We start from the raw sequence: 15304 nt of genomic DNA, 5'->3' as shown, positions 1-15304 counted from the left end.
ACGGGGCGGGGGAACGATGCGGAATTGGCTGGCCTTTGCGCTTGCCTGGGGGCTGATCCTGGGCGGCGCGTTCTTCGCCTCGCGGGTGCAGACCGACGGCGGCGCGGTGACGATCACCGAGGTGCGGATTCCGGCCGAAGAGGGCGTGACCGTCTCGGCGCTGCTCTACAAGCCGGCCGGCGCCACGGCGGCCAAGCCGGCGCCCGGCGTCCTCGTCAGTCACGGCTACATCAACACCCGCGAGATGCAGAGTCCGTTCGCGATCGAGCTGTCGCGGCGCGGCTATGTCGTCCTGGCCATGGACATGACCGGGCACGGCTATTCGGGCGGCATCGTGGGCACGGCCGGGTTCGGCGGCCCCGCGGCGCTGCGCCACCTCAAGAGTCTGCCCTTCGTGGACAAGGCCGCCATCGGGCTCGAGGGCCATTCCATGGGCGGCGGCCCGATCCTGGCGGCGGCCAAGGCCGACCCGGACGGCTACCGCGCGATCGTTCTGGAAGGCTCGACGCCCGGCCTGCTGGGCGCGCCGGCGCCCGAGAACCCCAGGAACCTCGCCGTGGTCTTCGGCCAGTTCGACGAGTTCGCCGGCCTGATGTGGGGCGTCCCCAAGGGGGGCGACATCGAGACCTCCGCCAAGCTCCAGAAGGTGTTCGGCGTCACCGGCCCGGTGGAGGAGGGGAGGGTCTACGGCGACATCGCCCAGGGCACGGCGCGGCTGCTGCTCAACCCGCCGATCACCCATCCCTGGGAGCACTTCTCCGCCAGCGGTGTCGGCGGCGCAGTCGACTGGTTCCAGCGCACCATCCCAGCGCCGAACGCCAAGCCTGTGTCCGATCAGGTCTGGCTCTCGAAGGAGCTGGGCACGCTGGTCGCCTTCATCGGCCTCGTCGGCCTGATCCTGGCCACCTTCGACCTGCTGATCGGCCTGCCGGTCTTCGCCGCCCTGGCCCAGCCGGCCCAGCCCGTGGTCGAGCGTCGCGACGGTCGCTGGTGGCTGATGCTGGCGATCACCGCGATCCTGCCGGCGCTCACCTACTTCCCGCTGATGAAGGTGGGTCAGGTGTTCTTCCCGATGGCGCCCTTCCCGCAGTGGGTTCAGAACCAGCTGGTCTTCTGGGCGCTGGGCACGGCGCTGATCAGCCTGATCCTCGGCGTCTTCCTGAAGAACCGAGCCGTCTTCACCAACCGCTGGGTTCCCGCAATCCTGGCCTCGCTGGCCACCATGGCGGTGGCCTATGCCTCGATCCTGGTCGTCGATGGCCTGTTCAAGGTGGACTACCGCTTCTGGGTCCTGGGCCTGAAGCCGCTGGACGCCACCCGCGCCATGCAGCTGCCCGGCTACCTGATCCTCTGGACGCTGTTCTTCCTGGTCGCCATGCGGGGTCTGGCCGGCCACATCGCCGTCAAGGGCGAGGGGCTGATCGCGTCCCTGGGCTGGGCCAAGATCGCCATGGCCGGCGGCTTCCTGATCATGGTGGTCTGGCAGTACGCGACCCTGTTCTCGACGGGCCTGCTGCTCACCCCGAAAGAGCCGCTGAACACGGTGATCGCCATCCAGTTCGTGCCGCTGCTGGGCGTGATCGGCGTCATCGGCGCCTGGACCTATCGGCGCACCAACTCCTATGTCCCCGGCGCCCTGATCTGCGCCCTGTTCATCAGCTGGTACGTCACCTCAGGCACCGCCAATCACCGCCAGCCCGGCTTCGAGCCGCAGCTGCCAGGCGCCGCCGCCCCGGCGAAGAAATAGGCGCCCCTGGACCCCCGCGGGTTCGTTCCTATGTTCGCAGCGGCGCAGCTTTCGCGCCGCTGCTCCAGGGAAAGACGCCCGTGTCGCTGTTGGCTACCGCCGGACTGCTTCTCGCCGCCGCGACGGCGACGCCCGAACCGCCCAGCGCGGGACCGCTGACGCCCGACGCCTTCTACGCCGGCGTCTGGTACGAGCAGGCGCGCACGCCCACGGGCCTGACCAAGGGCTGCGAGTGGGCGACCACCCGCTACAGCCGCGACGACAAGGGTCGCATCGCGGTGAAGGACGCCTGCCACGACAAGCGTCAGGATGCGCCCGAACGCAGCATCGAAGGCATCGGCACGATCCGCGACCCGGGCGTGAACGCCACGCTGGCTGTCCGCTACCGCCTGGGCCCGCTGCGGCTCTCGCGCACCTACCGGATCATCGCCACCGACCCCGACCGGTCCTGGTTCATCTCGTCCGAGCCCGGGTTCGACAAGGTCTACATCTTCACCCGCGAGGTGGCGCCGCCGCTCTCCGCCGTCGAGGCGCTGACCGCCAAGGTTCGCGAGCTGGGCTACGCGGGCGACCTCGAGATCCTCGCCACGCCGGGCCGCGACAAGCCGCCGGCGTCCTGAGCCTCAGGCCGCCGTGATCCGGTAGGCGCACCGCCGCGCGCCGGCCAGGATGTGGTCTGTCCGCTCGATCTCGACGCCCGGCCCCAGCACGGCGCGGAACACCATCAGTTCGGCGCGGCAGAATCCCTGGCAGGCGGCCGCCGCCGCGCAGATCGGGCAGTGGTTCTCCACGAGGAGGAAGCCGCCTGCAGGGTCGGGCGACGCAGCGGCCATATAGCCCTCCGCCGTCCGGATTTCGGCCAGGCGCTGGACCCGCGCCCCAAGGGTCTCGGCGTCGGCCATCGCGGCCGCATAGCCGGTCGCGGTCGCCGCCTCACGCCGCAGGATCATCCGCTCCACCCCGTCCTCGCCGAACTCGGCGCGCACGGCGTCCAGCATCTCCAGGGTCAGCTGGGCGTGGGTGTCGGGGAACCTCGCCTGCGCCTTTTCGGTCAGCGCCCAGACCCGCCGCGGCCGGCCCACGCCGCGCCGCGCGTCGGAATGGGCGATCAGTCCATCGGCGACCAGACGCTCGAGATGCTGCAGGGTGGCCTGCCGGCTGATCCCCAGCGCAGCCGCGACCGCCAGGGTCTCGGCGGGGCCCCGGGTCTTGAGCTGGAAGAGGATGCGGTCGGCGGGCGTATGCATTTGACAATCGAATTATTGCAAAAACTGCCGGCGGGGTCTACCTGCATTTTGACATGTCTGAGGTTGTCAAAATGAGCAACGCCAATCCCAACAGCTGGACCGACCTGCTGGCCGAAGGCCGGCTGCCGCGGTTCGCGCTGATCATGCTGGGCGTCTGGCTGAACGCGGCCGACAGCCTGGTCACCGCCACCATCCTGCCCAGCGTGGGGGCCGACCTGGGCGGCTACGCCTATTTCTCGTGGGCGACCGCGGGCTTCTTCGTGGGCGCCATCCTCGCCGGCGCCAGCTCGGGCCGCCTTTCCGAGATGTTCGGCCTGAAGCGCGCCACCGCGGTCGCCGGCGTGGTCATGGCCGTGGGCTGCGTGATGAGCGCCGCCGCGCCCGATGTGGGCACGTTCCTCGCCGGGCGGCTGGTCCAGGGCCTGGGGTCGGGCTGGATCTCGGGCTTCGCGATGGTGGCGATCGCCTTCCTCTTCCCCGAGCGCCACCTGGCCCGCGTCTTCGCCGCCGTCACCTTCGTCTGGGGCATCGCCACGATCCTGGGGCCGCTGTTCGGCGGCCTGGTGGTGCAGCTGGGCGGCTGGCGCGACGTCTTCTGGCTGTTCGCCCTGCAGACCGCCGTGTTCAGCGCCGCCGCCCCGTTCCTGCTGAGCGGTGAGGCCAAGGCCACCGGGGGCCCCGGCATTCCCTGGACCCAACTGGGCGTCCTGGGCCTGGGCGTCGCCGCCATCGCGGTGGCCGACCTCCTGAAGATCCCGGCGCTGTCGATCAGCATGGTCGTCGCCGGCCTGGTGATCCTGCTGCTGGTGGTCTGGATCGATGCGCGGGCCAGGGTGCGCCTGCTGCCCCTGCGCTCGGGCGACCTCACCACCGTCTGCGGCTCAGGCTACCTTGCGATGTTCGCGCTCACCGCTGCGTCCATGGGCTTCTCGATCTACGGCCCGCCGATCCTGCAGCAGCTGCGGGGCTTCTCGCCGCTGGCGGCGGGCTATGCCATCGGCGCGGAATCCGCGGCCTGGACCATCGCCGCCATGGCCGTGGCGGGCGCCGCGGGGGCCTGGGAGAACCGCTGGATGCGCATCGGCGCCCTCTGCCTTCTCGCCAGTCTCGTGATCCTTGCGCTGACCATGGCCGACGGCCACTTCGCCTGGGTGCTCCTGGGCGGCTCGCTCATGGGCGCCGCGTTCGGGTTCTCCTGGGCGTTCATGGCGCGTCAGGTGCTGGCGGCGCTCTCGGACGAGGATCGCGCCATCGGCTCGTCGGCCGTCACCGCCGTGCGCCAGACCGGAGCCGCCGTCGGCGCGGCGATCTCGGGCGTGGCCGCCAACCTCGTGGGCTTCTCGGGTGGCCTCACCGACGCCAGCGCGCGCGCCGCCGCCGTCTGGATCTTCGTTGCCGTGATCCCGCTGGCGCTGGTCGGGGTCTGGGCGCTGTTCCGGATGACCGGGTCGGCTAGAGCCGTTTCGCCATGAAGATGTCGGGCTTGCCCGGCCCGTTGGCGTCAGGAATCAGGCCCACGATCTCGTAGCCCTGCTTCCGGTAGAAGGCGAAGGGGTGGCCCGACGTCTCGCGCACGCCCGCGATCCGCCCGGCCACATCGGGAAACAGGTCGGCGCCGAACAGGCTCGTGCCCCCGAACTCGTCGTCGGTTCCCAGGTACAGGGTCAGCACGCCCGCCGCCTTCACCCGCGCCTCCAGCTCGCGGCAGAGTCGGGCGCCGATCCCGCGCCGCTGAAACGCCGGGTCGACCGCCAGCGGATGCAGCTCCCAGGCATGGCTGTAGGTGTCGATCCGCCCGATCCAGCCGACGACCCGGTCGCCCTCCAGCGCCGCGATTGCGGCCCGGTCCTCGTCCTCGAAGAACGTGGCGACCTCGGCCTCCGGGTCCTCGAAAGCCTGAGGCCGGTCGGCGAAGGCCGCAGCCAGCACCTGGGCGGCTTCGGCCCGCTGGGTCGGGGTCAGGTCGGCGAAATCGACGATGCGGAGGCTCATGTCCCCGCCAAGATAGTCAGCCCCGCGCCGGCCGCCACATGGGGCCCACGGCGAGCAACAGCACCGCCACGTTGAAGGCCACGTTGGAGCCGTTGCCCGAGGCCAGCGACCCGGCGCTGTCCGCCACGAACCAGGCCAGTATGCCGCTTACGACGGCGCGCCGCACGGCCTCTGGCGCTGCGTCGTAGGCGAGGTCGGCCAGCCGCCAGATCAAGACGCCCCAACCCAGCAGGAATCCGCCGGTAAGGGCCGAGAGGAACCGCGTGTCGGGCGATGCATACGTCGTCACGCCGTCCAGCGGCCAGCTCAGGATGTCCAGCGTGAGCCGCGCCGGCTCGGCGGTCGCGCCCACGGACCCGAACGAGAAGATGGGTCCGCCGATCCCGACGACGAGCGCCGTCACCTTCAGCCACCGCTTGTGCGCCGCCTGTGACGCCATTTCAGCCCCTCCGTGTCTTTGCACAGGAGAGAAGCTGCTGGGCCGCCCGGCAATGACCTCGGAGGTAATGGTCCCGCTGCGCGGGCCTTAGAGCTGATCCAGGCCGTAGGCCGCATGCAGCGCGCGCACGGCCAGTTCCGTGTAGGCCGCGTCGATCAGCACGCTGATCTTGATCTCGGACGTCGAGATCACCTGGATGTTGACGCCCTTGGACGCCAGGGCTTCGAACATGGATTTCGCGACGCCCGTGTGGCTGCGCATGCCGACGCCGATGACCGAGACCTTGGCCACGTCCTCGTTCACCTGCACGTCGTCGAAGCCGACGCTGGGCTGGACTTTGCGGACGATCTCGACCGCGCGCTGGGCGTCGCGCTTGCCGACCGTGAACTCCATGTTGGCGGTGTCGGCCGTGCGCGCCTTGGACTGGACGATCATGTCCACGTTCACGTTGGCGTCGGCCAGGGCTCCGAAGATGGTCGAGCTCACGCCCGGATGGTCGGGCAGGCCGAAGAGGCTGATCTTCGCCTCGTCGCGGCTGTAGGCCACGCCGCTCACGATCCGCTTCTCCACGATCTCCTCCTCGTCGCACACGATGGTGCCCTGGCCCGGCGCTTCGCCCGGCTCCACAAAACTCGACAGCACCCGGACGGGCACGTTGTAGGCCATGGCCAGCTCGACCGAACGGGTCTGCAGCACCTTGGCGCCCAGCGAGGCCATCTCCAGCATCTCCTCGTAGGAGATCTTGGCCAGCTTCCTCGCCTTGGATTCGATCCGCGGGTCGGTGGTGTAGACCCCGTCCACGTCGGTGTAGATGTCGCACGCGCCGCCGACCGCCGCGGCGATGGCCACCGCCGAGGTGTCCGAGCCGCCGCGGCCCAGCGTGGCGATGCGCCCGTCGCGGGTCACGCCCTGGAAGCCCGCGATCACCGCGATCTCGCCGTCGTCCATGGCGGCGGCCAGCTTCTCGGGCGGGATGTCGTCGATACGGGCCTTGCCGTGCGCGTCGTCGGCGATGATCGGCACCTGCCAGCCCATCCACGACCGCGCCCGCAGGCCCATGTTGCGCAGCGTCATCGCCAGCAGACCGGCGGTCACCTGCTCGCCCGAGGCCACGACCACGTCGTACTCGTCGTCAGACGGGGGCAGACCCGGAGCGGCCGGGCCCGCGCCGTCGGTCCAGGCCACCAGCTCGTTGGTCTTGCCCGACATGGCCGAGACCACGACGGCCACCTTGTGGCCCGCCGCCTGCTCGGCCGCCACCAGCCGCGCCACGCGCCGGATGCGCTCCAGGTCGGCTACTGACGTGCCGCCGAACTTCATCACCAGGCGAGACATGGCTGTCTGATCGGATCCTATTGCTGCGCCGCGAAAGGCCGTGCCTCATAGCGGCGCCGGGGCAGGGCTGCAACGCCCAGAATCTTGCGTTTTCGACGCAGCTTTCCCGAAATCGAGGCAAACCCTTCCAATCCACGGTGCGCCACCGCCGCAAAAGCTGTCCACGAACCACACGAACCACACGAACGGGACCGCATTGTCACCGGCGAGCCCCTCGGGCCGTTCGTGGGGTTCGTGTGGTTCGCGGACAATCTGAAACTGCGCCTGCGCCGCCGCGGGGCTTGGGGTCAGGGCCGATCCGACCTAAAACCCGCCCATGAGCGCTGCGCCCCGTTCCAGCATCGACCCCGCCGAAGTCGAGACGTTCTCCCGGATCGCCGCGGAGTGGTGGAATCCGCGCGGCAAGTTCGCGCCCCTGCACAAGTTCAACCCCGTCCGCCTCGGCTTCATCCGCGATCAGGCGCTCTACCACTTCGGCCGCGACGCCCAGGCGCGCCGCCCGTTCGAAGGTCTGCGCCTGCTCGACATCGGCTGCGGCGGCGGGCTGCTCTCCGAGCCCATGACCCGCTTGGGCTTCCAGGTGACCGGCGTCGACGCCTCGGAAAAGAACATCGCCACCGCTGCGACCCACGCCGCCGAACAGGGCCTGGAAATCGACTACCGCGCCTCGACCGCCGAGGCGCTGCTCGAGGCCGGCGAGCCGCCCTTTGACGTGATCCTCAACATGGAGGTGATCGAGCACGTGGCCGACCCGGCCGCCTACCTGCAGGACTGCGCCCGCCTGCTGAAGCCCGGCGGCCTGATGGTCGTGGCCACCCTCAACCGCACGCTCAAGGCGCTCGCCCTGGCCAAGATCGGCGCCGAGTACATCCTGCGCTGGCTGCCCATCGGCGCCCACGACTGGAGCAAGTTCCTCAAGCCCGACGAACTCCGCGACTTCCTGGCGCAATCGCCGGTCGTTGTGGACGGACCCTACGGAGTCGTATTCAACCCGCTCACCGGTCGATGGACGGAATCCGCCGACACCGACGTGAACTACATGATGACCGTGGTGCGCGACGCCGCCTGAGGCGTCCCGCAGGGGAGTATGGATGGCTTCGTTACGCGTGCTGGGCCACGCCTTCCGCGCCTGGCGCCGCAATCGCACCTGGGCGAAGCATGAGCCCGAGACGCCCTACCTGGCCGACCTCCTGTCGGGCGCGCCCGTCTGTCTGCACGTGGGCGCCAGCGACGGGCGCCACTCGTACGTCATGACCCAGGTGGCGCCCCAGGCCCGCATCTACGCCTTCGAGCCGTCGGCCTTCGCGTTCGAGGTCCTGCAGACCACCGTCGCCTGGCACCGCCTGGGCAAGCAGGTGACCACGATCCACGCCGCGGTCGGCGACAGGCCGGGCGAGATGCTGCTGGTCACGCCCAAGAAGACCTCGGGCCGCATGGGCCGCGCCTATGCCTATGTCGCCGAGACCCGCCCCAACGGCCCCGCGCGCCCCGACCTGGACGACACCGGCATGGACGTCCAGCCGACCCCGGTCATCACCCTGGACGGCTATTGCGAGACGCACGGCGTCGACCGGGTCGATTTCATCCGCATGGATATCGAGGGCGCCGAATTGCGGGCCCTGATGGGCGCCGTGGCCATCCTCGACCGCGACCGCCCGCACGTCCTGCTCGAGATCCACCCCGACATGCTCCAGGCCCGCTTCGGCGCCTCGGGCGAGGCGGTGCTCGATATCTTCCGCGACCGCGGCTACCGCATGTTCGCCCTCAACGGCGACCGCCTGGAAGAGCGCACCACCCTGGTGCCGGGCCTCCCCTGGAAGGACTACTTCTTCATCCACCCCAGCCGCGCCGCCAAACTCCCCGACGGCGTCTTCAAGGCGCGGATGGCGGCGTGAGCGACCCGCTCGACGGCCTCTGGCTGTTCGACGGCGTTTGCAATTTCTGCACGGGCTCCGTCCGGCTCGCGCTCAGGCTCGACCGCAGCGGCCAGCTCCGTTTCACGCCGCTGCAGTCGCCGTTCGGCCGCGCCATCGCCGAGCGCTACGGGCTGGACCTGGAGAATCCCGACAGCTTCCTGTTCTTCGACCACGGCCGCCCGCTCGAGGCCTCCGACGCGGTGCTGGCCCTGGCCCGGCGGCTGGGCCCGCCCTGGTCGCTCTTCGCCGTCTTCGGTGTCGTCCCCAAACGCTGGCGCGACGCCGCCTACCTGTTCCTGGCCCGCAACCGCTACCGCCTGATGGGCAAGAAGGACGCCTGCATGGTCCCGACCCCCGACCAGCGCGCCCGCTTCCTCCTCGACCCACCCCCGGGGTGGGGGTAGCCCCTCCACCCACCCTCTCTCCAGGAACGTCATGGCCGGGCCTGTCCCGGCCACCCAGATACGAGGCGCTGGCCGCAAGGCGCCCGGACCTTTCCGCCCGCGCTCTCTCCGGAAACGGCGGCGCTTCTGGGTGGCCGGGACAGGCCCGGCCATGACGTTCAAAGAAAAGTTGGAAGCGAGGCGCGGTTCTACGACCGTTTTTGTCGTAGGGGCGTGTTCCACTCCCGACCATGCCCGGCGAGACGCCCGACATCTTCGAGGAAGACCAGCTGCTGGCCCGCGCGGCCCGCATGGACTTCGCCTTCGCCGAGCGCCTCCACAACAAGGCGCTCGCCACCGAAGAGGTGGCCGAACTCTCCGACCTGGCCCGCGCCTACACCCGGCTCACCCGTTCGCTCCGCCAGACGCTCGCCCTGCTCAGCAAGCTGAGGGCCGAGCGCGCCAAAGCCGAACGCGAAACGCCCCGCCGTTCCGCACAGGACCTCCACGACCAGGCCATCGATGAGCGCACCGCGCAGGTGCAGGACGCCGTCGAGCGCGTGATCTCCGCCGTCGCCGACGGCGACGAGGCGCTGCACACCGACTGGTGCCACCGCTTCGACCGCGAAGTCGACGACTGGAACGAGAAGCCCGACTGGATCGTGGACGACGTCGACGCCGTCATCCGCCGCGTCTGCAAGACCCTGGGCCTGCCTGACGACTATGCCCAACGCTGGCGAGACCTGCCGGCCCCCACCTTCTTCCCCGACCCCGAACCCGCCACACCCGAAGACATCGCCGCCGCCAACGCCGCCGCCCGCGCCTTCACCGCCGGCCTGCGGCCCATGGCCCCGGATCACACCCCGGCGCGTCCCGCGAAGCCGCCCTGGCGCCCCTCCGGCTGACCCGCCGCCCGCGCGAAGCGCCCTAAATCCAAACCACGAAAGACACGAAATACACGAAAGCGAGCCGGCTCCCGCCGCCCGCGGGCCGCCTCATGCCCTTTCGTGTATTTCGTGTATTTCGTGGTTCAGACCATGACAGCGCCTGCGGCGCGCACAGCTTCACCGGCCCAGCGCCTTCCGTGTTCTCCGGGGTTCAACCCAACAGCGCCGAGCCGCGCGCGCAGGGCTTCGCCCGTCGCCCGCCATGCCCTAGCCTGTGCGAAAAACCCCCGGAGGACCCATGCTTGCGCTGATGATGGACCGGCCGCTGACGCTCCCGTCGATCCTGGAGCATGCGGCGCTCTACCATGGCGACCGGCAGGTGGTGACGCGCACGGTCGAGGGGCCCATCCACCGGTACGGCTATCGTGACGCCCTTATGCGCTCGAAGCAGATGGCCAAGGCGCTGCTGGCGCTGGGCGTGAAGCCGGGCGACCGGGTGGCCACCCTGGCCTGGTCCACCCACCGACACTTCGAGCTCTATTTCGCGGTCACCGGCATCGGGGCGGTGCTGCATACGATCAACCCGCGCCTCCACCCCGACCAGGTCGTCTGGGTCGCCGACCACGCCGAGGACCAGGTCCTCCTCTTCGACATCACCTTCAACGACCTCGTCGCCGAGATCGGCCCGAGGATGGCGACCGTGACGACCTTCGTGGCGATGACCGACGCCGCGCACGCGCCGCCCGATACGCTCGTCTATGAAGACCTGCTGGCCGCCCAGACCCCCGACTTCGACTGGCCCGACATCGACGAGAAGAGCGCGTCGGGCCTCTGCTACACCTCGGGCACCACGGGCAATCCCAAGGGCGTGCTCTACGGCCACCGCTCGACGGTGCTGCACGCCCTGGCGCTGGCGCTCCCCGACGCCTTCGATCTGTCGGCCCGCGACGTGGTCATGCCCTGCGCCCAGATGTACCACGCCAACGCCTGGTGCACGCCGTACGCCGCCCCTCTGGTGGGCGCCACCCTGGTGCTGCCGGGCCGTGCGCTGGACGGCCCCAGCGTCTGCGAGCTGATCGCGGCCGAGAACGTCACCTTCCTGCTGGGCGTGCCGACCATCTGGGTGGGCGTGGCTGACCACCTGGACCAGACCGGCGGTCAGCTGACGTCCGTGCGCACCATCGCCATCGGCGGCTCGGCGCCCACCGCCTCGCTGATCGCCCGCATCGAGAACCGCCTCGGCGGCAAGGTTCGCCAGATCTGGGGCATGACCGAGACCTCGCCGCTGGGCGTCATCAACACGGCGTTGCCCGAGCACGCGGGCGAGACCGAGGAACAGACCCTCCAGCGCAAGCTGAAGCAGGGCCGCGGCCTCTGGGGCGTCGACCTGCGGATCGTGGGCGAGGACGGCGCGATCCTGCCCCGCGACGGCAAGACGCCGGGCCAGTTGCAGGTGCGAGGCCCCTGGGTGGCCTCGGCCTACTTCAAGCAGGACGGGGCGGCCGCCTTCACCGCCGACGGCTGGTTCGACACCGGCGACATCGCCACCCTCGACGCCCAGGGCTACCTGCGCCTCACCGACCGCGCCAAGGACGTCATCAAGTCGGGCGGCGAGTGGATCTCCACCCTGGACCTGGAGGAGGCGGCCTGCTCGCACCCGGCCGTCGCCATGGCCGCCGCCGTCGGCATGCCGCACCCGAAGTGGGACGAGCGGCCGCTGCTGCTGGTCGTGCTCCGCCCCGGCCAGAGCGTCGATCCCGAGGCGGTGAAAGCCCACGTCGGCGCCCGCGTCGCCAAATGGTGGACGCCGGACGAGGTCCGCGTCGTCCCCGAGCTGCCGATCGGCCCCACCGGCAAGGTGCTGAAGCGCGAGCTGCGTGATCGATTGGCCACGCCGGCCACGACATCGTGACCATGACGAAAAGCTCACAGAACCGCCTCTTGAACCGTGCGTTCACCCCTCTCAGGTGATGGTGGATGTGATGGAGGCGGGGCGTGGCTCGCAAACGGCCGAAGGGCGTGATCCAGATGGGGTGGGCGGCGATCGAGGCCGCCGCCAAGGGCCGCACTGAGCACGCCCCCACGTCCGCCGACTATCCCGATCACGTCGTACGCCGCACCAGCTTCATCGCCGGCGGCGGTCACGGCTGGCGCATCTCGGCGCTCGAGACGCCGCGCGCCAGGCCGGCGCCCTGGAAGATCGTCGTCATCACCGGCGCGCCGTCGTGGGCCGAATACTGGGCTGAGACCCTGGCCGAGCTTCCGCAGGACCGCGAGATGATCGTCGTCGACCGGCCGGGCTACGCCGGCTCGGAACCGCTGCATCCCGTCACCGACATCCGCGTCCAGGCCGAGGCGCTGGAGCCTGCGCTCCGGGCCGCGCCGGGCCAGAAGGTGCTGCTGGTGGGCCAGAGCTACGGCGCCGCCATCGCCTCGATCATGGCCGACCAGAACCCGGGCAAGGTCGCGGGCCTGGTCCTGCTGTCCGGCTTCTTCGGCGAGGCGGGCCCCACCGCCCGCTGGCTGCTCGACCTGGGCGGCAAGGCCCTGAAGATGATCCCGAAAGACCTGCGCCACGCGGTCATCGAGGTCACCGGCCAGAAGCCGCAGCTGCGTCACGCCCGCCGCGCGCTCAGCCGTGTCAACGTGCCGATCCACATGATCCACGGCGACATGGACGACTTCGCCCCGCTGGAGACCGCCGAAAGGCTGGCCGAGGAGACGATCACCCGCCGCCCGATCCGCGTGGTCCGCACCGAAGGCGCCAACCACTTCCTGAACGACGGCCCCGCCGAGATCCTGCTGGCCGCCCTGGAAGCCTGCATCCCCCAGAAGACCACCGCCTGGACCTTCCGCTGGCCCAGGCTCTCGGGCTTCTGGCCGGTGAAGATGGGCGTGAAGCCGGCGCAGGCGGCTTAGCGCAGGAACACTCCCGTCGCGACGGCGAAGCCGATCACCACCAGCCAGGGCGGGAGCTTCGCCACCTGCAGGAAGACGAAGGCCGCGGCCAACAGGGCCCAGTCGGCGGGCCGCTTGATCGTGGTCAGCAGCACCGGGTCCCAGAGCGATGCCGCCAGCACGCCCACCACGGTCGCGCCCACGCCGGCCAGCACGCCACGCGCCCAGCCTTCGCGCTTCAGCCGGTCCCAGAAGGGCAACACGCCGGTGATCAGCAGCAGACTCGGGAGGAAGATGGCGAACAGCGCGATCAGGCCGCCTATGATCCCGCGTGGCCCGTAGGTCTGGGCGGCGCCGACGTAGCCCGCGAAGCTGAACAGCGGCCCGGGCAGCGCCTGGACGGCGCCATAACCCATCAGGAAGGCCTCCGAATCCATCCAGCCGCGATCGACGACCTCGCGCTCCAGCAGCGGCAGCACCACGTGGCCGCCGCCGAACACCAGCGAGCCGGTGCGGTAGAACACGCTGGCCAGCCCCAGCCCGGGGTTCTGCAGCAGACTCGCCAGCACCGGCAGACCCACCAGCAGGCCCGCGAAGATCGCCAGCGCCACGAGCGCGCTCTTGGTGTCGACCATCTCGACCGCGTCGTCGGGCGGGGCGTCGGCCGTCTCACCGCGCAGCATCGCGAACCCGAACAGGCCGCCCGCGACGATCGCCATCACCTGGGCCACCGGGCTCTGCGCCACCACCAGGCCCAGGGCCGCCCCGATCGCCATGCCGGCGCGGATCGGCCCCACCGCCAGCGTGCGGGCCATCTGCACGACCGCCTGCAGCACCACGGCCGCCGCAGCGATCTTCAGGCCGTGGATCCAACCGTCGCCGAAGCGGAACATCAGCTCGGGTGCGAACTCGGCAAAGGCGATCATCGCCACCGCCGCCGGCAGGGTGAAGCCTGCGAACGCCGCCATGGCTCCTGCGAGGCCCGCCTGCCGCAGGCCGATGGCCATGCCCATCTGGCTGGACGCGGGGCCCGGCAGGAAGTGGCAGAGCGCCAGCAGGTCGGCGAAGGCGCTCTCGCTGATCCAGCCGCGCCGCTCGACGAACTCACGCCGGAAGTAGCCGATATGCGCGACCGGCCCGCCAAACGCCGTCAGCCCCTGCCGAAGGAACGCCGAGAAGACGTCGAAGGCGGTGACGGTTCGGACCGGCTGGGCGTCGTCCATAGGGGCCTAGATGAAATCCAACTGTGGCGTTGTCGAGCCGAACCGCAGATAGGCCCTTCCCAGCCCCATCTGAACGACGATAAGGCTTCTCCAAACACTTGTTTCGAAGAAGAGGAAAACGCCATGAAGGCCGCCGTGCTGCGTGAAGTGGGCAAGCCGCTTCAGATCGAGGACGTGAAGATCGGGAAGCCGGGCCCGCGCGAAGTGCTGATCCGCACCGCCGCCGCCGGCGTCTGCCACTCGGACCTCCACTTCATCGAGGGCAAGTATCCGCACCCGATGCCGGCTGTGCTGGGCCACGAGAGCGCCGGCGTCGTCGAGGCCGTAGGCTCGGAAGTCCGCAGCGTGAAGCCGGGCGACCACGTCATCACCTGCCTGTCGGCCTTCTGCGGCCATTGCGACCACTGCGTCACCGGCCACATGGCCCGCTGCGTCAGCCCCGAGACCAAGCGCCGGGAAGAGGAAGAGCCCCGCTTGTCGTCGGCCAACGGCCCGATGCTGCAGTACCTTAACCTCTCGTCGTTCGCCGAGCAGATGCTGATCCACGAGAACGCCTGCGTCTCGATCCGCAAGGACATGCCGCTCGACCGCGCCGCCCTGATCGGCTGCGGCGTGATGACCGGCGTCGGCGCCGTGATCCACACCTCGAACGTCCGTCCCGGCGACACCGTGGCCGTCATCGGCTGCGGCGGCGTGGGCCTGGCGGCGGTCAACGGCGCGGCGCTCGCCGGCGCCGGCCGGATCATCGCCATCGACATGGCGCCGGGTAAGGAAAACCTGGCCAAGTCCATGGGCGCCACCGACTTCGTCCTGGGCGGCCCCGACGCGGTGAAGACCGTGCTGGAGATGACTCGCGGCGGCGTGCAGCACAGCTTCGAGGCCATCGGTCTCGCGGCGACCGCCGAGCAGGCGTTCAACATGCTGTGCCGCGGCGGCACCGCCAACGTCATCGGCATGATCCCGGTCGGCCAGACCATCAGCCTGATGGGCGCGGCCTTCCTCGGCGAGAAGCGCATCCAGGGCTCGCTGATGGGCTCGAACCGCTTCCCCGTCGACATGCCCCGCCTGGTCGACGCCTACATGGCCGGCAAGCTGCACCTCGACGACATGATCAGCCGCCGCATCCGGCTTGACCAGGTCAACGAGGCCTTCGAGGAAATGAAGACGGGCGCCGTCGCCCGCTCGGTCATCACCTTCGACGCCTGACGCCTCGCGATCGCCACGGGAACGCCCGGCC

At 70.1% G+C, this 15304-nt stretch carries 15 protein-coding genes; 10 read left to right on the top strand and 5 right to left on the bottom strand.

Annotation, left to right across the window (positions count from 1 at the left end; genetic code table 11):
- The first annotated feature begins 16 nt into the window (after positions 1-16).
- Positions 17-1747 (top strand): alpha/beta hydrolase, encoded by a 1731-nt coding sequence (locus ACQ66R_RS06530; RefSeq protein WP_430420302.1) that lies wholly within the window; start codon positions 17-19, stop codon positions 1745-1747.
- An 80-nt stretch (positions 1748-1827) separates the two neighbouring features.
- Positions 1828-2367, top strand: a complete 540-nt coding sequence (locus tag ACQ66R_RS06525) for a lipocalin family protein (protein WP_430420300.1) — start codon at positions 1828-1830, stop codon at positions 2365-2367.
- Positions 2368-2370: 3 nt separating this feature from the next.
- Here the strand turns inward: ACQ66R_RS06525 and ACQ66R_RS06520 are convergent, their stop codons facing one another.
- A complete protein-coding gene (locus ACQ66R_RS06520; RefSeq protein ID WP_430420298.1) occupies positions 2371-2994 on the bottom strand; it encodes a helix-turn-helix transcriptional regulator in 624 nt (207 codons plus the stop codon).
- Between the two features lie 71 nt (positions 2995-3065).
- Here ACQ66R_RS06520 and ACQ66R_RS06515 point away from each other — a divergent pair, with 71 nt between their 5' ends.
- On the top strand, positions 3066-4466 hold the full coding sequence (locus ACQ66R_RS06515; protein WP_430420296.1) for an MFS transporter: 1401 nt from the start codon (positions 3066-3068) through the stop codon (positions 4464-4466).
- Here ACQ66R_RS06515 and ACQ66R_RS06510 read toward each other — a convergent pair.
- The 3 genes from ACQ66R_RS06510 to ACQ66R_RS06500 all read right to left on the bottom strand — a co-directional run bounded on the left by ACQ66R_RS06510 (position 4447) and on the right by ACQ66R_RS06500 (position 6760).
- Positions 4447-4986: a GNAT family N-acetyltransferase gene (locus tag ACQ66R_RS06510; RefSeq protein ID WP_430420295.1), complete on the bottom strand. Its 540-nt coding sequence runs from the start codon at positions 4984-4986 to the stop codon at positions 4447-4449. The genes ACQ66R_RS06515 and ACQ66R_RS06510 overlap by 20 nt on opposite strands.
- Before the next feature lie 16 nt (positions 4987-5002).
- Entirely contained in the window at positions 5003-5425 is a 423-nt protein-coding gene (locus tag ACQ66R_RS06505) for a hypothetical protein (RefSeq protein WP_430420293.1), read from the bottom strand.
- 87 nt (positions 5426-5512) lie between these two features.
- Positions 5513-6760: an aspartate kinase gene (locus ACQ66R_RS06500; RefSeq protein ID WP_430420291.1), complete on the bottom strand. Its 1248-nt coding sequence runs from the start codon at positions 6758-6760 to the stop codon at positions 5513-5515.
- A 316-nt stretch (positions 6761-7076) separates the two neighbouring features.
- On the opposite strand from ACQ66R_RS06500, the gene ubiG reads away from it, so the two are divergent.
- The 6 genes from ubiG (at position 7077) to ACQ66R_RS06470 (ending at position 12865) form a co-directional block, all read left to right on the top strand.
- A complete protein-coding gene (ubiG, locus tag ACQ66R_RS06495; protein ID WP_430420289.1) occupies positions 7077-7829 on the top strand; it encodes a bifunctional 2-polyprenyl-6-hydroxyphenol methylase/3-demethylubiquinol 3-O-methyltransferase UbiG in 753 nt (250 codons plus the stop codon).
- Positions 7830-7851: 22 nt separating this feature from the next.
- Entirely contained in the window at positions 7852-8655 is an 804-nt protein-coding gene (locus tag ACQ66R_RS06490; protein ID WP_430420287.1) for an FkbM family methyltransferase, read from the top strand.
- Complete coding sequence (locus ACQ66R_RS06485) at positions 8652-9080, top strand: thiol-disulfide oxidoreductase DCC family protein (RefSeq protein ID WP_430420285.1); 429 nt, start codon at positions 8652-8654, stop codon at positions 9078-9080. Before ACQ66R_RS06490 ends, ACQ66R_RS06485 begins: the two co-directional genes overlap by 4 nt.
- Before the next feature lie 230 nt (positions 9081-9310).
- Positions 9311-9964 carry a hypothetical protein gene (locus ACQ66R_RS06480; protein WP_430420283.1) on the top strand — a complete coding sequence of 218 codons (654 nt, stop codon included), beginning with the start codon at positions 9311-9313 and terminating at the stop codon, positions 9962-9964.
- Between the two features lie 280 nt (positions 9965-10244).
- A complete protein-coding gene (locus tag ACQ66R_RS06475; protein WP_430420281.1) occupies positions 10245-11858 on the top strand; it encodes a long-chain-fatty-acid--CoA ligase in 1614 nt (537 codons plus the stop codon).
- Positions 11859-11941: 83 nt separating this feature from the next.
- A complete protein-coding gene (locus ACQ66R_RS06470) occupies positions 11942-12865 on the top strand; it encodes an alpha/beta fold hydrolase (RefSeq protein WP_430420279.1) in 924 nt (307 codons plus the stop codon).
- Here ACQ66R_RS06470 and chrA read toward each other — a convergent pair.
- Positions 12862-14067 carry a chromate efflux transporter gene (gene chrA / locus ACQ66R_RS06465; protein WP_430420277.1) on the bottom strand — a complete coding sequence of 402 codons (1206 nt, stop codon included), beginning with the start codon at positions 14065-14067 and terminating at the stop codon, positions 12862-12864. The two genes, ACQ66R_RS06470 and chrA, sit on opposite strands and share 4 nt — an antisense overlap.
- A gap of 123 nt (positions 14068-14190) precedes the next feature.
- Here chrA and ACQ66R_RS06460 point away from each other — a divergent pair, with 123 nt between their 5' ends.
- The gene (locus ACQ66R_RS06460; protein ID WP_430420276.1) at positions 14191-15273 is read left to right on the top strand and encodes a Zn-dependent alcohol dehydrogenase; all 1083 of its coding nucleotides are present in this window, start codon (positions 14191-14193) and stop codon (positions 15271-15273) included.
- Positions 15274-15304: the final 31 nt, after the last annotated feature.

Origin of the sequence: Phenylobacterium sp. (genome assembly GCF_965284355.1) — a bacterium.
Taxonomy (GTDB): domain Bacteria; phylum Pseudomonadota; class Alphaproteobacteria; order Caulobacterales; family Caulobacteraceae; genus Phenylobacterium.
This window is presented reverse-complemented; position numbering and strand designations above follow the sequence as displayed.